The sequence below is a fragment of the Nocardia bovistercoris genome (assembly GCF_015674855.1).
GTDB lineage: Bacteria > Actinomycetota > Actinomycetes > Mycobacteriales > Mycobacteriaceae > Nocardia > Nocardia bovistercoris.
Genome location: NZ_JADMLG010000001.1, coordinates 97508 through 110645 on the forward strand (window position 1 = coordinate 97508; position 13138 = coordinate 110645).

Sequence of the window (13138 nt, forward strand, 5' to 3'; positions counted from 1 at the left end):
CGGCGGATCAGACCGGCACTCCGCCGTAGGTGCGACGGTGCCTGGCCTCGAGGAAGGACAGCAGGCCGAAGGCCATCAGGCCGAGTGAGACCAGGATGAGCAGCCACGGGCCGAAGGGCTTCTCGGCGAAGTCGCGCAGCACCGCGTCGATGCCCTTCGCCTCGGCCGGGTCGTAGTTCAGCGCGGCGAGCGTCGCGGCGAAGCCGAGGCAGATCACGATGAGGCCGCGTGCGGCGTAGCCGAACCGGCCCAGCCAGACCACGGCCTGGCGTGCCCCGCGGGTCATCCAGCCCATGCGCAGATCGTCGAGGAAGTCCAGGCGCAGTCCGCGCAGCGTCTGCCACACCCCGAAGGCGAGGAGCGCGATACCCGCGAGCAGTACGACCACCTGGCCGCCGTCCCAGCTCAGTACCCGCGCGCTCAGGTCGCGGGCGACCGCGTCGCTCGGGGCGGGCAGCCGCCCGTGCACCACGAAACGCAGCGTGACCAGGAACGCGAGCGCGTACGTGATTCCGGAGACGACGGCGTAGAGCCGGTGTCCGCCCGAGTACGTGCGGCCCGCGCTCGCGGCCTGCACGCCGCGCCACACCGCGAGCGCGAGGAATCCGAAGGCCAGGATCCACAGCAGCAGATAACCCAGCGGCTTCTCGGCGACCGCGGCCAGCGCGCCGCCCGGATCCGGTTCGTGTTCGGCCGTGCCGATCGCCAGCAGGAAACCGAGGATGCCGAGGATCAGGAAGGCGACCCCGCGCGCCGCGAACCCGAACCGCGCGACCGAGGCCACGCCGCCCGAGCTCGAAGCCGTCCGCGGCGCGCGCGCCTGGCCGCGCCTGCTCCACCCTCCCCCGTACCTCGAACCCCACCGGCGGCGGCGTACGGGGCGGCGATATCGGGTCGCGTATCTGTTCCTACTGCCCAAGATGCTCATGGCTACCTCTTTCCGTCACCGGCCGTCATTCCCGGTGCGATCGGTTCGACACGTCCCGTCAAGGGCGGTTGCGCCAGATACCGGAGGGGCCCTACGTTTTTCGGCCCGCCGTCGGGCTGATCGGCAGTGCGAATTTTTACGGGCGACGGTGTTCCCATTTTCATGAGCGACTGCTATACATTAGGGGAGGCTTACCTCCTCAGTAGAGGCTAACCTCAGGGAAATATCGCTCCTGCCGACAAGGGTGTCATGTACGTCTGTATCTGCAACGCAGTCTCCGAAGGAGATGTGCACGACTGCGTTTCGGCAGGCGCATGCACCACCCGGCAAGTGAAGACCGCCTGCGGCTGGAAACCCGGCTGCGGCAGCTGCACCGCACGACTTTCGGAGGTGATCACCCGGGCCAGGCTCGCCGTAGCGACCGCTGAAACATCTGCCGCCTGAATCGCGACACGCCGGCCGCGTGATCCGACACACCCGATCGTGAGTGCACGATCGGGCCACAGTTGTGTCACCATGCAGGCATGGAAGGCGACCAGGACATCATCACGGTGCTCAACGAGCAGCTGACGGCCGAGCTCACGGCGATCAACCAGTACTTCCTGCACGCCAAGATGCAGGAGAACTGGGGCTACCCGAAGCTGGCCAGGTACACCCGTCACGAATCCATCGATGAGATGAAGCACGCCGAGATCCTCACCGACCGGATTCTGTTCCTCGAAGGACTCCCCAACTACCAGAAACTCAACGCGCTGCGCATCGGCCAGACCGTGCCCGAGCAGCTGCGCGCCGACCTCCAGATCGAACTCGAGGCGGTGCAGCGCCTGCGCGGCGGCATCGACCTGATGCGCTCGCGCGGCGACGTCACCTCCGCGCGCATCTTCGAGCACATCCTCGAGGACGAGGAGAAGCACGTCGACTACCTCGAGACCGAACTCGACCTCGTCGAGAAGCTCGGCGAGGCACTCTACCTGCAGCGCTACACCGAGGCGCACGAGGAATGACCCGAGCGGTGGTCGGCGATCCGCGCCGCCGCGCGCGGCGGCGCACCGATCGGCGACCACCACCGGGCGATTATTCGTCCGCGGGCAGCCCGGGCCGCAGGCGGCATCGACTCGCCATGGCACCGAACATACCGACCGTCTTCGACGCCGCGACCTGTCGGAGTTGCGCTTTCGCGTGAGTTTGTGTGTTGTGAAAGTCGTGACCAACACTTCCGGAGACGCGTATCCCCTCGCGGACACGATGAGCACCTCCGTCGCCGTGCACGACGGGGCGACGGTGCTGACGGTGGCGGGCGAGGTCGACTTGGCGACCGCTCCCGCACTGGAGACGGCGATCGAAGGCATCCTCGCCGCGAAACCCGCGGCCCTGATCATCGATCTGTCCGGCGTCAGCTTCCTCGCATCGGCGGGTATGGCGGCCCTGGTGGCCGCCCATCAGCGGGCGGGACAGGCGACCACCATCGCGGTCGTCGCCGACGGGCCCGCCACCAGCCGCCAGCTCAAGATGACCAGCCTGGACCAGGTGTTCGCGCTGTATTCCACGCTGGAATCGGCCCTGGCCGGTCTGCGCGAGGACTGAGCGCACGAGCGCGAAGGAGGCCGGATCCACCGCGGCGGTGGGTCCGGCCTCGTCGTTCGCGCGCCCGGGTCAGACGATCGTGCGCAGTTGTTCGATCAACCGCACCCGGTCCGCGGCGGTCGCGGCCAGCGGCGCCACGTTCAGCGTGGTGACCCCGGCCTCGCGGAAGGCGGCGACCCGCTCCTTCACGTAACCGAGCGGACCGATCAGCGACACGTCGCGCACCAGCTGGTCCGGCACCACCCGAACGGCCTCGTCCTTCTTGCCCGCCAGGTACAGCTCCTGGATGCGGTCGGCCTCGGGACCGTAGCCGTAGCGGGTGGCCAGCGCGTGGTAGAAGTTCTTGGACTTGGCGCCCATGCCGCCGATGTAGAGCGCGATCATCGGCTTCACGAATTCCAGCAGCGGTTCCACGTCCTCGCCGATGGCCAGCGCCGGACCCGCGTAGATCTCGAGTTCGCCCAGCGCGGGGTCGCGTTTGGCCTTGCCGGCGTCGACCGCCTCGCCCCACACCTGCTTCGCCTTCTCCGGCAGGAAGAAGATCGGCTGCCAGCCCTCGGCGATCTCGGCGGCCAGTTCCACGTTCTTCGGCCCGAGCGCCGCGAGCAGCACCGGAATACGTTCGCGCACCGGATGATTGATCAACTTCAGCGGTTTGCCGAGGCCGGTGCCCTCGGCTTCGGGCAGCGGGATGCGGTAGTACTTGCCCTGGTACTCGAGCTTCTCGCGGCGCCACACCTTGCGGCAGATCTCGACGAGTTCCCTGGTGCGGCCGATCGGCGCGTCGTAGGCGACGCCGTGGAAGCCCTCGATCACCTGCGGGCCGGACGCGCCGAGGCCGAGGATGTAGCGGCCGTCGGAGACGTAGTCCAGACCGGCCGCGGTCATGGCGGTCAGCGTCGGGGTGCGCGTGTAGAGCTGCAGGATGCCCGAGGCGAGTTGCAGTCGCTCGGTCTTCGCCGCGAGGTAGCCGAGGCCGCTGACCGCGTCGAAGGAGTACGCCTCGGGAACGAACACGACGTCGAGTCCGGCGCGCTCGAGGTCGGCGACCTCGGCCGCCGCCTCCTTGAAGCCACCCGAATAGTTGATGCTCAATCCGATCCGCATGAGGTCAACATATCCCCGGCTACGCCGACAGGTGGCACCGGCACACGCGGGCGCGCCCGTGGCCGCCCGCGCGGCGGCACCCGGTAGCGTGGGACGTCGAGACAACACAGAGCGAAAGGCCACAGCTTCCGTGTCGCAGCCATCCATCTCCTCCCCGGAATCCGCGTCCTTCGGCGCGGTACAGGTGTCGGAGTACCTGTCGGAGCTGGCCGCCAAGGTGCCCGCACCCGGCGGCGGCGCGGTCGCCGCGCTGCACGCCGCGCAGGGCGCCGCGCTGATCGCCATGGTCGCGCGCTACACCACCCGCGCCAAGGACGCCGAGCACCGCCCGGTCGTCGACCGCGTCGTCGACGCCGCCGACGCCGCCCGAGGCCGCGCGCTCGCACTGGCCGACGCCGACGCCGCCGCGTTCACCGCGGTCGGGGCCGCCTACAAACTGCCCAAGGACACCGAGGAGCAGGCCGCGGCGCGCGCCGCCGCGATCACCGTGGCGCTCATCGAGGCCGCGCGGGTGCCCGCGGCCGTGGTCGACGAAGCCGACGAGGTGCTGTCGCTGGCCGCGGAACTGCTGCCGATCGGCAACCCGAACGTGGTGACCGACATCGGCGCAGCCGCCGACGCCGCCCGCGCCGCGGCGACGAGTTCGAGGCTCAACATCGAGATCAACGTGGCCTCGCTTGCGGCCGCCGACGGCGACAGGTTCGCGCCGACGCTGCTGCGCGTCGAGGAGATCGTCGCGCGCGCCGAAGGCATCTACGCGGACGTGTTGCACGCCGTTCGCGGGTGATTCGCGACCTCTCAGGCCTTACAGAACCCATGCGTCACATCCGAAACATATCCGCCCCACCCGGCTCGACTGTGTTGATCATGAGGACGTAAGCTGGTGTTCCCCGTACCACACCATCTCGAAAGGGGTGGATGCCATGAGGGGCGCACTACGCCATTTGCTACTCGCGTTCGTGGCCATTTCGGTGGCCGTGTTCGGGTCCGGTGCGGCAGCAGCGACAATGATCGGAACCCCATCGGTCGACCGGGTCACGGCGATTTCGCCGGAACCCGGGACAACGGTGGGTATCGCACATCCTGTGTCTGTTCGTTTCGCCGCTCCCGTCGCCGACAAGGCCCGCGCGGAGAGCAACCTCCACATCCGTTCTGCTCTACCACTGTCCGGCACCTACTCCTGGTCCGGCGATTCCGAACTCACCTGGACGCCCGCCGAGTTCCTACCCGCGCGCTCGACCATCACGGTCCAGTTCGGCACCGTGCGCAGCGAATTCCAGACGAATGTGGGCGTGGTCGCCGTGGGCGACATGTCCGCGCACACCTTCACCGTCAGCCAGGGCGGTCAGGTGGTCTGGGTGATGCCCGCGTCGTTCGGCAAACCGGGCTGGGAGACGCCGGTCGGCACCTTCCCCGTGTTGGAGAAGTTCCGTTCGGTGGTGTTCGACTCCAGCACCATCGGAATCCCGCGCAATTCCTCCGAGGGCTACTACATCAACGGTGAATACGCCGAAAGGCTCACCTGGGGTGGTGTTTTCGTACACTCCGCACCCTGGTCGACGGATTCCCAAGGCTACGCCAACGTCAGTCACGGTTGCGTCAACCTCGCTCCGGAGGACGCGGCTTGGTACTACAACAACGTCGGCGTCGGCGATCCGGTGACCATCCACTGGTGATGTGACACCGCGGGATCGGCCATACCGCTGGTCGGTAGGCCGATCCCTTTGTGGTGCGCCGGATTCGGCGGTTCGGTCTGCCGAATCCCGCGTACTTCCGGCGGGTTACGAATTCATCGGGCAGTACCGGCCGCCATCGCGTCACGCCACGAGTTCGGCGTTCGGTCCGCGAATCCCGTGCGCTCGCGACGGGTTACGAATTCGGCGGGGTACGAATTCGGCGGGCGACACTTCATCGGGCCACACTGAGCGCCGTCGCGTCGCGGGCCACGAGTTCGGCGTAGCGACCGCCGAGGCGCACCAGTTCCTCGTGGGCGCCGCGTTCGACCACGCGGCCATGGTCGAGGACCACGATCTGGTCGGCGTCGCGGATGGTGGAGAGCCGATGCGCGATGGTGACGGTGGTGCGACCGTGCGAGAGCGCGTCGATGGCGTCCTGCACCTCGCGTTCGGTGCGGGTGTCCAGCGCGCTGGTCGCCTCGTCCAGAACCAGGATCGGCGGATCGCGCAGGATCGCGCGCGCCACCGCCAGGCGCTGCTTCTCGCCGCCGGAGAACCGGTAGCCGCGCTCGCCGACCAGCGTGTCGTAGCCATCGGGCAGTCCGGCGATGTGGTCGTGGATGCGGGCGGCGCGGGCGGCGGCCTCGAGTTCGGCATCGGTGGCGTCGGGCTTGGCGAAGCGCAGGTTGTCGGCCACCGAGGCGTGGAACAGGTAGGTCTCCTGGGAGACCACGCCGACCGCCGCCGCGAGGTCGGCGAAGGACAGCTCGCGCACGTCGACGCCGTCGACGGTCACCCGGCCCGCGCTCGCGTCGTAGAGGCGCGCGACCAGGTAGCCGAGGGTGGTCTTGCCCGATCCGGTCGCACCGACCACGGCCAGGCTCGAACCAGCGGGCACGGCGAGGTCGACGCCGTCGAGCACCCGGCGGCCGTCGACGCCGTAGGCGAAACCGACGCCGTCGAATCGCAGGTCGCCGCGCGGCGCGGGCAGCGGCGTCGGGTGCGCGGGTTCCGCGATGTCCGGGCGCAGGTCCAGGTATTCGAAGATGCGGTCGAACAGAGCGAGCGAACTCTGCACCTCGACGCCGGTGCCGAGCATCTGCACCATGGGCCGCAGCAGTCCGGCCTGAAGTGTGGTGAAGGCGACAAGGGTGCCGATCGACACCAGCGGGCTGCCGCCCGCGGCGGTGAGCCCGGCCACCCAGTAGATGACGGCGGGCATCGCGGCGAGCACGATCTGGATGGTGGACTGCCGCCAGCGACCGGCCATGCTCGCGCGGATCTCCAGGTCGACCAGGCCGCGCGACTCGCGCGTGAAATCGTCGACGAGGGCGGGCGAACGGCCCATGGTGCGCCCGAGCAGGATGCCGCTCACCGACAGCGACTCCTCCACGATGGCCGACATCGAGGCGAGTTGGCGCTGCCGCTGACCGGTGATCTTGCGGCGTTCGTCACCGACGCGGCGCGAGATCCACACGAACAGCGGGAGCATGGCGAGCGAGACCGCGGTCAGTCGCCAGTCAAGGGCGATCATGGCGATCACCGAGGCCAGGACGGTGGTGACGTTGGAGACCAGCGAGGTGGCCGTCGAGGTGACCGTGGACTGCATGCCGCCGATGTCGTTGGCGATCCTGGACTGGACCTCGCCGGTGCGGGTCGAGGTGAAGAACGCCAGCGGCATGCTCTGCAATCTGGCGTAGACCGCCGAGCGCAGGTCGTGCATGACATCTTGGCCGACGGCGGTGGAGATATAGGTTTGCAGCACGCCGAAGACGCTGGTCAGCGCGGCGACGGCGACCATGCCCGCGGCGAGCGCGGTCAGCAGGCCGGTGCGGCCGTGCGGCAGGGCGTCGTCGAGGACGGCGCGCAGCAGGAACGGCGAGGCCAGCCCGACCAGTGAGGACAGGCCGACGAGTGCGGCGACCGACGCGAGGCGGGCGCGATAGGGGCGGAAGAGCCGGAGTATCCGGCGCAGACGAGTGGGTGGTGGCGTCACAGGCGCCTCCTTCCTGGAATCACACCGTGAAACCGAGTATGACTCATAATTGTTCCACCGAACAATGAGCTAAGCTCGGAAATATGGACAGCGGTCCCGAAGCCGACCTTCCCGAGCTCTTCCTGCGCACCGCCAAACGCATCCGGCGCAACCAGATGGCGCGGCTCGCCCCGCTCGGTCTCACTCCCGCGAACGCGCGAGCCCTGCGTGTCGTCGGATACGCCGAGCACCCGCCGTCGATGACCGAGCTCGCCGAGCGGCTCGGCATCGTGCCGCGTTCGGCCACCACCGTGGTCGACGCGCTGGAAAGCGCGGGACTGGTCACCAGAACGCCCGACCCGGCCAACCGTCGCGCCATCCGCCTCGCGCTCACCGACGCGGGTGCGGGCGCACTCGAGCACATGGCGCGAGCCAGACACGAGGCCGCCGCCGAGATCTTCGCGCCGCTCGGCTCCGCTCGGCGCGAACTGCTGCGCGAACTCCTCGCCGACCTCGCCGCATCCGACGCCGGGAACACCGCCCCCGAACCCGATTCTTCCATCACCACAACGGATTTCGCTACCGCGAACGGCGATTCCGTGACCGCACCCCGACCGCGTCCGGCGACGTAGACGCGACACTCACCTTCCCTTATCGCGACGCGCGGTTAGAATCGGCTGCGATAGAACGGTTTCGATACGCCGAGCACCGCGCGAGCGGCGCAGCATGTCGGGGACAGCAAACTGGCAGTATCGTTCCGGGGGCGGCATCCGATGTGGGAACGAACTCGACGGTGTGGACCTGATGGAGGCGGGGTAATGGATCGACCGAACATGGGTGTGCGACCGGCACTTCGGGGGCGGGCTCCGCTATCGCTGCCACCGGACGCGGGACCGGTCGAACGGCCTTACGACCACCGGCCGGAATGGATGGCGCACGCGTCCGTCGCGCCGACGTACGCGCCGCGCCCGAACACCGGGCCGCAAGCGCCGCCACCCGAGGAAGACGTCTTCGCCCGCATGATCGACAGGTCCAAGCGGCGCAGGCGAATTCCGCGCTGGGCCGCGCCGCTGGCGGGTTCGCTCGCGGCGGTGATACTGGTCGGCCTCGCGTTCTTCCAGTTCCGCGGCGGACCCGCGCCACAGTCGGTGGCATCGAGCACCTCCGCCGAAGTCGTCGTGGTCCCCGGGTCCACCGAGGGTCGGGCGGTGGCCCAGTGCCCGGCCGAACGGGTGGGCGATCGCATCCAAGGCAACGGCGCGGGCGGGGTCGATTCCGGACCCGCCGTCATCTTCGCCTTCCAGCACGCCTACTACGTCACACGCTCGGCCTCGCAGGCGCGCTCCTTCGTCTCACCGAACGCCTCGGTATCGACCACGCCCGCCATCCAGCGCGGCATCGATTCCATCCCGGCGGGCACCAACTACTGCGTGAGCATGACTCCCGGCCCCACCGGGGGCCAATACCTGGTGGCGGTCACCGAATACCGACCGGGCACAGCGGCGTTCACCTACACCGCGCAGTCGGTCACCACCGCACGCGTCGGCGACCGCACCCTCATCACCGCTATCGCCCCCGCATAACCCGCGCGTTCGCCCACACGGCGCAGTCGGTCATCGCCGCGCCGATCGTGGACCGCACCCTCGTCACCGCCGTCACCCGGCACGACACTCACGGGCGCTCACCCACATCGCAGTCGGTGACCACCGCGCGCGTCGGAGACCGCACCCCACCACTTCCATCGCCCGGCGTGGCGCACACGGACGCGCCTTCGCCTACTCGTCGCCGAGAGGTGACACCCGCGCGGACGCGGGCTTGTGAACGGCGACAAAGGCCGCGGCGACCGGCCATCGTCGCGCGCGACGCGTGAGAGCATCCCTTTCATGATCGGCAACAGACTCACCGGATCGGACGCCGGGCGCCGGATCGGACGCAGACCTCTGTTCGCGCTCGCCGCGGCCTTCGTCGCCGTCGCGGCCGTGCTCACCGCCGCCGCACAGCCCGCGCGGGCCGAGGACTCCGATATCGCGCCGCGCGCGTCGACGGGTTGCGCCGCGCCCGCACCCGCCCCCGGCGAATCGACCCTGTCGTTCGCCGCGCTCGGCAAATCCGGCAGCTACATCCGAAACGTGCCGCCCGGTGCGGACCGCCCGCTGCCGCTGATCCTCGACCTGCACGGCTACCTCGAACCCGCCGCGCTCGAACACGCGAGCACCGGATTCGGCCCGCACGGCATGGCGAACGGATACCTCACGATCACCCCGCAGATCGACGAACTCGCGCTCCCGAGATGGGAGCAGGGCGAGAACAGCGTGGACATCGCCTATCTCGGCGAACTGCTGACCCACATCGAATCGACCGTCTGCGTCGACCTGCGTCGCGTCTACGCCGCCGGGTTGTCCATGGGCGGATTCACCTCCTCGGCGCTGGCCTGCCGATTCTCGGACCGGATCGCGGCCATCGCACCGGTCGCCGGACTCCAGGACTTCGCGTGGTGCGACACCACACGCCCGGTCCCCGTCATCTCCTTCCACGGCACCGCCGACCCGATCGTCGCCTACGAAGGCGGTCTCGGCCCCAACGCCCGCCTGCTCCCCGCCTCCGACGGCTCGGGATCCGCGGGCAGCCGCGGCGACCGGCCGAGCGCGAACGGTCCCGGCGCGCAGAGCATCACCGCCGACGCCGACGCATGGGCACGGCGCAACGGCTGCGGGTCGGGCGACCCCGCCGAGCAGTGGGTCGCCCCCGAGGTGGTCCTGCGCAGTTACCCGTGCCCGCAGGAAGGCGAGGTCCAGCTGTATTCGATCGTCGGCGGCGGCCACGTGTGGCCGGGAACCGCGGCCACCTTCTCCCCCGCGCCGCTGGTCGGCGCGAGTACCGTCGCCGTCGACGCGACCGAGCTCATCTGGGACTTCTTCCGCGCCCACCCGATGCGCACCTGAGCGTCGTTGGTCCTCGGCCTCGTTCGGCTCGATCCTCCGCGGTGCGAGACCGGACAGTCGCGATCTCCCGCCTACCGGGTCACACGGCGCGGGCGCGCTCGGCGGCGACCACCACGTGGCGCATCAGCAGGGCCGTGGTCACCGGACCGACACCGCCGGGCACCGGGCTCAGGCCCGACGCTCTGCCGCGCACCGAATCCGCCTCGACATCGCCGACGATCTTGCCGTCGGCATCCTCGTTGGTGCCGACATCGACGACCACCGCGCCCTCGCCCACGTGCGCGCCGGTGACCAGGCCGATGCGCCCGGCCGCCGCGACCACCACGTCGGCGACCGAGGTGACCGCCGCCAGATCCGCGGTGCGGGAATGCGCGACCGTGACCGTGGCGTTCTCGGCCAGCAGCAGTTGCGCCAGCGGCTTGCCGACCACATTGGACCGGCCGACGACGGCGACATGCTTGCCCACCAACGGAATCCGGTGATGCTTCAGCAGTTCCACGACCGCTTCGGAGGTCGCGGGCACGAATCCGGTGCGCCCGGCGGCGAGCAGTCCCAGTGACAGCGGGCTCACCCCGTCCACGTCCTTGTCGGCGGCGATGGACGAACTCACGTCGTCGAGGGTGACGCCGTCGGGCAGCGGGGTCTGGAGCATGATCGCGTCGACGGCCGGGTCGGCGCTGCGAGCGGCGAGTTCGGCGCGGATCGTCTCCGCGCTCGCCTCGGCGCCGAGATCGATACGGTCGCAAGCGATTCCGAGTCTTTCGGCGGCCTTGCGCAGCGAGTTCACGTACCAGGCGCTGGCCGGGTCGTCGGTGGCGACGACGAGCGCCAGGCGCGGCGCGGGGCCGTTCGCGGCGAGCGCGGCGGCGCGGGCCCCGGTGTCGGCGTTGATGGCGGCGGCGAGTTCCTTGCCGGTCAGCGAAACGGTATCCACGTTGCCCCACCCTACGGTGACACGCCCGCGCGCCGTGCGCCGGATCGCCGCGCGTCGCCCGAGCGCGCCTCGCACCGGCGACACAGCCCTCGCATTCGGCCCCGCAATTGCCGGGCGACGGCGGTGACCGGCCGTATCGTTGTCACAGTTTGCCCACGGCCATCCGCCAGCTGACATACCGAAAACCCGTTTCGCACGTGGAAAGGTGTCGACTGCAGTGAAGATCTCGAGGCATTGGAAATCCCTGATCGCCGCGTCCTGCGCGGCCGTCGCTCTCAGCGGTGTCGCCGCGACGCCCGCGTCGGCGGGTCCGGAGACCGACGCACTGTACAACTCAGCGCAACGCAACTTCACCGACGGTGACGACGCCGCGGGCCGCGCCGACCTGCGCGCCCTCATCGGCGCCGACCCCGCCGACGCCGAAGCACTGTCGTTGCAGGCCATCTGGTCGCATTTCGCGGGCGACATCCCCGCCCTCGTCGACGCGATGGCCAGGCTCAACGCCGTCGACCCCGGCATGGCGGCGGGCACGAACCACGTCATCGACGCCGTCGGCGCGGCGGCGGGCACCCTGCCCAACCCGCTGCCCGCACTCATCGGCCCGCAGACCGGCATCGTGGTACTCGGCTACGGCCTGCTCCCAGACGGCGCCCTGCGCCCGGAACTGGTGAACCGCCTCACCGCCGCCTGGATCCAAGCGGTGGCCGCCCCCTTCTCCCCCGTCGTCGTCACCGGCGGCAACCCGCAGAACGGCATCACCGAAGCCGAAGCCATGCGCGCCTGGCTGGTCGGACACGGCCTCCCGCCCAACCGCATCCACCTCGAAACCAGAGCGGGCTCCACCGTGGGCAACGCCCTCTACACCACAAGACTCCTGCGCGACATCGGCGCCACCAGCGCGGTAGTCGTGACCTCCCCCAACCACATCCGCCGCGCCGTCGCCGACTTCATCGTCGCGGGCACCGCCGTGGTCGGCGCGATGACCTCGATGGACCAATTGGTCTCCCAACTCCCACCCCCCTCCCGCCCCAACCAACGCGGTATCTACCTCGATGCCACCCGCACCTTCCAACTCTCCACCAGCCGCTGACCCACCCCGCCCGCCCCTGAGCGCGGGGCGGCGGGCACATGCTCGCCCCGAAATTCGGCTGCGCGACGGCCTGGGACGGGGCAGGATGGCGCGGTGATGTCGACAGACGATGCCGAAGTGACAAGGCGTTTGCGGGCGGCGGGGTGTGTGTTCGCCGAAGAGGAGGCGGCGCTGCTGTTGGAGTCCGCCGAGCGCGACGGGGTCGATCCTGAGGGGTTGATCGTGCGGCGGATTCATGGTGAGCCGCTGGAACACATCGTCGGGTGGGCGGAGTTCCATGGTTTGCGTGTCGCGGTCGGTCCCGGGGTGTTCGTGCCGCGGCGGCGCACCGGGTTCCTGGTCGATCTGGCACTCGATCACCTTCGAACATCGCAGGTCACGCGGCCGGTAGTGCTCGATCTGTGTTGCGGTAGCGGTGCGCTCGGACTTGCGCTCGGCGTCGCGGCGGCGGATGCGGGTGTCTCGATCGAGTTGAGTGCCTCCGATATCGAACCGGCCGCGGTCGTGCTGGCCCGGCGCAATCTCACCGCACTCGGCGCGACCGTTCACGAGGGTGACCTGTTCGAGCCGGTGCCCGCGAAACTGCGCGCACGTATCGACATCCTGCTGTGCAACACCCCGTACGTCCCGACCGACCGAATCGCGCACATGCCGCCCGAGGCCCGCGATCACGAACCGCGCCGCGCCCTCGACGGCGGACCCGACGGTCTGGACATCCTGCGCCGCGTGGCCGCCGAGGCCGGAAACTGGCTGGCGCCGGGCGGAGCGCTGCTCGTGGAGGAAAGTCGTTCTCAAGCCGCGGCGGCCGCTGACATCTTGCGCACCAACGGATTACGCGCGCGCATCACCGAATCCGAGGATTACGACGCCACCGCGGTGTTGGGCATACGCGTGTAGTAACT

14 protein-coding genes are annotated in these 13138 nt (G+C 69.5%); 10 read left to right on the top strand and 4 right to left on the bottom strand.

Translation table 11 applies throughout. From position 1 onward, the window contains the following. Window positions 1-7: 7 nt before the first annotated feature. Window positions 8-784: a DUF1206 domain-containing protein gene (locus tag IT779_RS00455; protein ID WP_196147123.1), complete on the bottom strand. Its 777-nt coding sequence runs from the start codon at window positions 782-784 to the stop codon at window positions 8-10. A gap of 393 nt (window positions 785-1177) precedes the next feature. Between IT779_RS00455 and IT779_RS00460 the strand changes: the two genes are divergently transcribed. From IT779_RS00460 to IT779_RS00470, 3 genes are all read left to right on the top strand, one after another. Next, complete coding sequence (locus IT779_RS00460; protein ID WP_196147124.1) at window positions 1178-1372, top strand: (2Fe-2S)-binding protein; 195 nt, start codon at window positions 1178-1180, stop codon at window positions 1370-1372. Between the two features lie 80 nt (window positions 1373-1452). Continuing rightward, on the top strand, window positions 1453-1932 hold the full coding sequence (gene bfr / locus IT779_RS00465; RefSeq protein WP_196147125.1) for a bacterioferritin: 480 nt from the start codon (window positions 1453-1455) through the stop codon (window positions 1930-1932). Window positions 1933-2173: 241 nt separating this feature from the next. Next, on the top strand, window positions 2174-2512 hold the full coding sequence (locus IT779_RS00470) for an STAS domain-containing protein (RefSeq protein ID WP_196147716.1): 339 nt from the start codon (window positions 2174-2176) through the stop codon (window positions 2510-2512). A 69-nt stretch (window positions 2513-2581) separates the two neighbouring features. On the opposite strand, the gene IT779_RS00475 is transcribed toward IT779_RS00470, so the two are convergent. Continuing rightward, the gene (locus tag IT779_RS00475; protein WP_269781516.1) at window positions 2582-3766 is read right to left on the bottom strand and encodes an LLM class F420-dependent oxidoreductase; all 1185 of its coding nucleotides are present in this window, start codon (window positions 3764-3766) and stop codon (window positions 2582-2584) included. Here IT779_RS00475 and IT779_RS00480 point away from each other — a divergent pair. Next, complete coding sequence (locus IT779_RS00480) at window positions 3750-4406, top strand: cyclodeaminase/cyclohydrolase family protein (protein ID WP_196147127.1); 657 nt, start codon at window positions 3750-3752, stop codon at window positions 4404-4406. The genes IT779_RS00475 and IT779_RS00480 overlap by 17 nt on opposite strands. Before the next feature lie 136 nt (window positions 4407-4542). Beyond that, entirely contained in the window at window positions 4543-5295 is a 753-nt protein-coding gene (locus IT779_RS00485; RefSeq protein ID WP_196147128.1) for a L,D-transpeptidase, read from the top strand. Window positions 5296-5527: 232 nt separating this feature from the next. Here IT779_RS00485 and IT779_RS00490 read toward each other — a convergent pair whose 3' ends face one another. Continuing rightward, window positions 5528-7291, bottom strand: coding sequence for an ABC transporter ATP-binding protein (locus IT779_RS00490; RefSeq protein WP_196147129.1), 1764 nt, complete (start codon window positions 7289-7291; stop codon window positions 5528-5530). A gap of 83 nt (window positions 7292-7374) precedes the next feature. Here IT779_RS00490 and IT779_RS00495 point away from each other — a divergent pair, with 83 nt between their 5' ends. The 3 genes from IT779_RS00495 (at window position 7375) to IT779_RS00505 (ending at window position 10212) form a co-directional block, all read left to right on the top strand. Further along, entirely contained in the window at window positions 7375-7902 is a 528-nt protein-coding gene (locus IT779_RS00495) for a MarR family winged helix-turn-helix transcriptional regulator (RefSeq protein WP_196147130.1), read from the top strand. Between the two features lie 297 nt (window positions 7903-8199). Then, window positions 8200-8853: a hypothetical protein gene (locus IT779_RS00500; protein ID WP_196147131.1), complete on the top strand. Its 654-nt coding sequence runs from the start codon at window positions 8200-8202 to the stop codon at window positions 8851-8853. 300 nt (window positions 8854-9153) lie between these two features. Next, the gene (locus IT779_RS00505) at window positions 9154-10212 is read left to right on the top strand and encodes an alpha/beta hydrolase family esterase (protein ID WP_196147132.1); all 1059 of its coding nucleotides are present in this window, start codon (window positions 9154-9156) and stop codon (window positions 10210-10212) included. A gap of 79 nt (window positions 10213-10291) precedes the next feature. On the opposite strand, the gene IT779_RS00510 is transcribed toward IT779_RS00505, so the two are convergent. After that, the gene (locus IT779_RS00510; protein WP_196147133.1) at window positions 10292-11146 is read right to left on the bottom strand and encodes a bifunctional 5,10-methylenetetrahydrofolate dehydrogenase/5,10-methenyltetrahydrofolate cyclohydrolase; all 855 of its coding nucleotides are present in this window, start codon (window positions 11144-11146) and stop codon (window positions 10292-10294) included. Between the two features lie 217 nt (window positions 11147-11363). On the opposite strand from IT779_RS00510, the gene IT779_RS00515 reads away from it, so the two are divergent. Then, window positions 11364-12236, top strand: a complete 873-nt coding sequence (locus IT779_RS00515; RefSeq protein ID WP_196147134.1) for a YdcF family protein — start codon at window positions 11364-11366, stop codon at window positions 12234-12236. 96 nt (window positions 12237-12332) lie between these two features. Further along, window positions 12333-13133, top strand: coding sequence for a putative protein N(5)-glutamine methyltransferase (locus IT779_RS00520; RefSeq protein ID WP_196147135.1), 801 nt, complete (start codon window positions 12333-12335; stop codon window positions 13131-13133). The last annotated feature ends 5 nt before the right edge of the window (window positions 13134-13138 follow it).

Bases quoted from the DNA above. Each gene is read 5' to 3' on its own strand.
- IT779_RS00475 (WP_269781516.1), bottom strand. From the start codon at position 3,766: ATGGATGGCTGCGACACGGAAGCTGTGGCCTTTCGCTCTGTGTTGTCT.
- IT779_RS00505 (WP_196147132.1), top strand. From the start codon at position 9,154: ATGATCGGCAACAGACTCACCGGATCGGACGCCGGGCGCCGGATCGGA.
- IT779_RS00460 (WP_196147124.1), top strand. From the start codon at position 1,178: ATGTACGTCTGTATCTGCAACGCAGTCTCCGAAGGAGATGTGCACGAC.
- IT779_RS00470 (WP_196147716.1), top strand. From the start codon at position 2,174: ATGAGCACCTCCGTCGCCGTGCACGACGGGGCGACGGTGCTGACGGTG.
- IT779_RS00495 (WP_196147130.1), top strand. From the start codon at position 7,375: ATGGACAGCGGTCCCGAAGCCGACCTTCCCGAGCTCTTCCTGCGCACC.
- IT779_RS00520 (WP_196147135.1), top strand. From the start codon at position 12,333: ATGTCGACAGACGATGCCGAAGTGACAAGGCGTTTGCGGGCGGCGGGG.
- bfr (WP_196147125.1), top strand. From the start codon at position 1,453: ATGGAAGGCGACCAGGACATCATCACGGTGCTCAACGAGCAGCTGACG.
- IT779_RS00485 (WP_196147128.1), top strand. From the start codon at position 4,543: ATGAGGGGCGCACTACGCCATTTGCTACTCGCGTTCGTGGCCATTTCG.
- IT779_RS00500 (WP_196147131.1), top strand. From the start codon at position 8,200: ATGGCGCACGCGTCCGTCGCGCCGACGTACGCGCCGCGCCCGAACACC.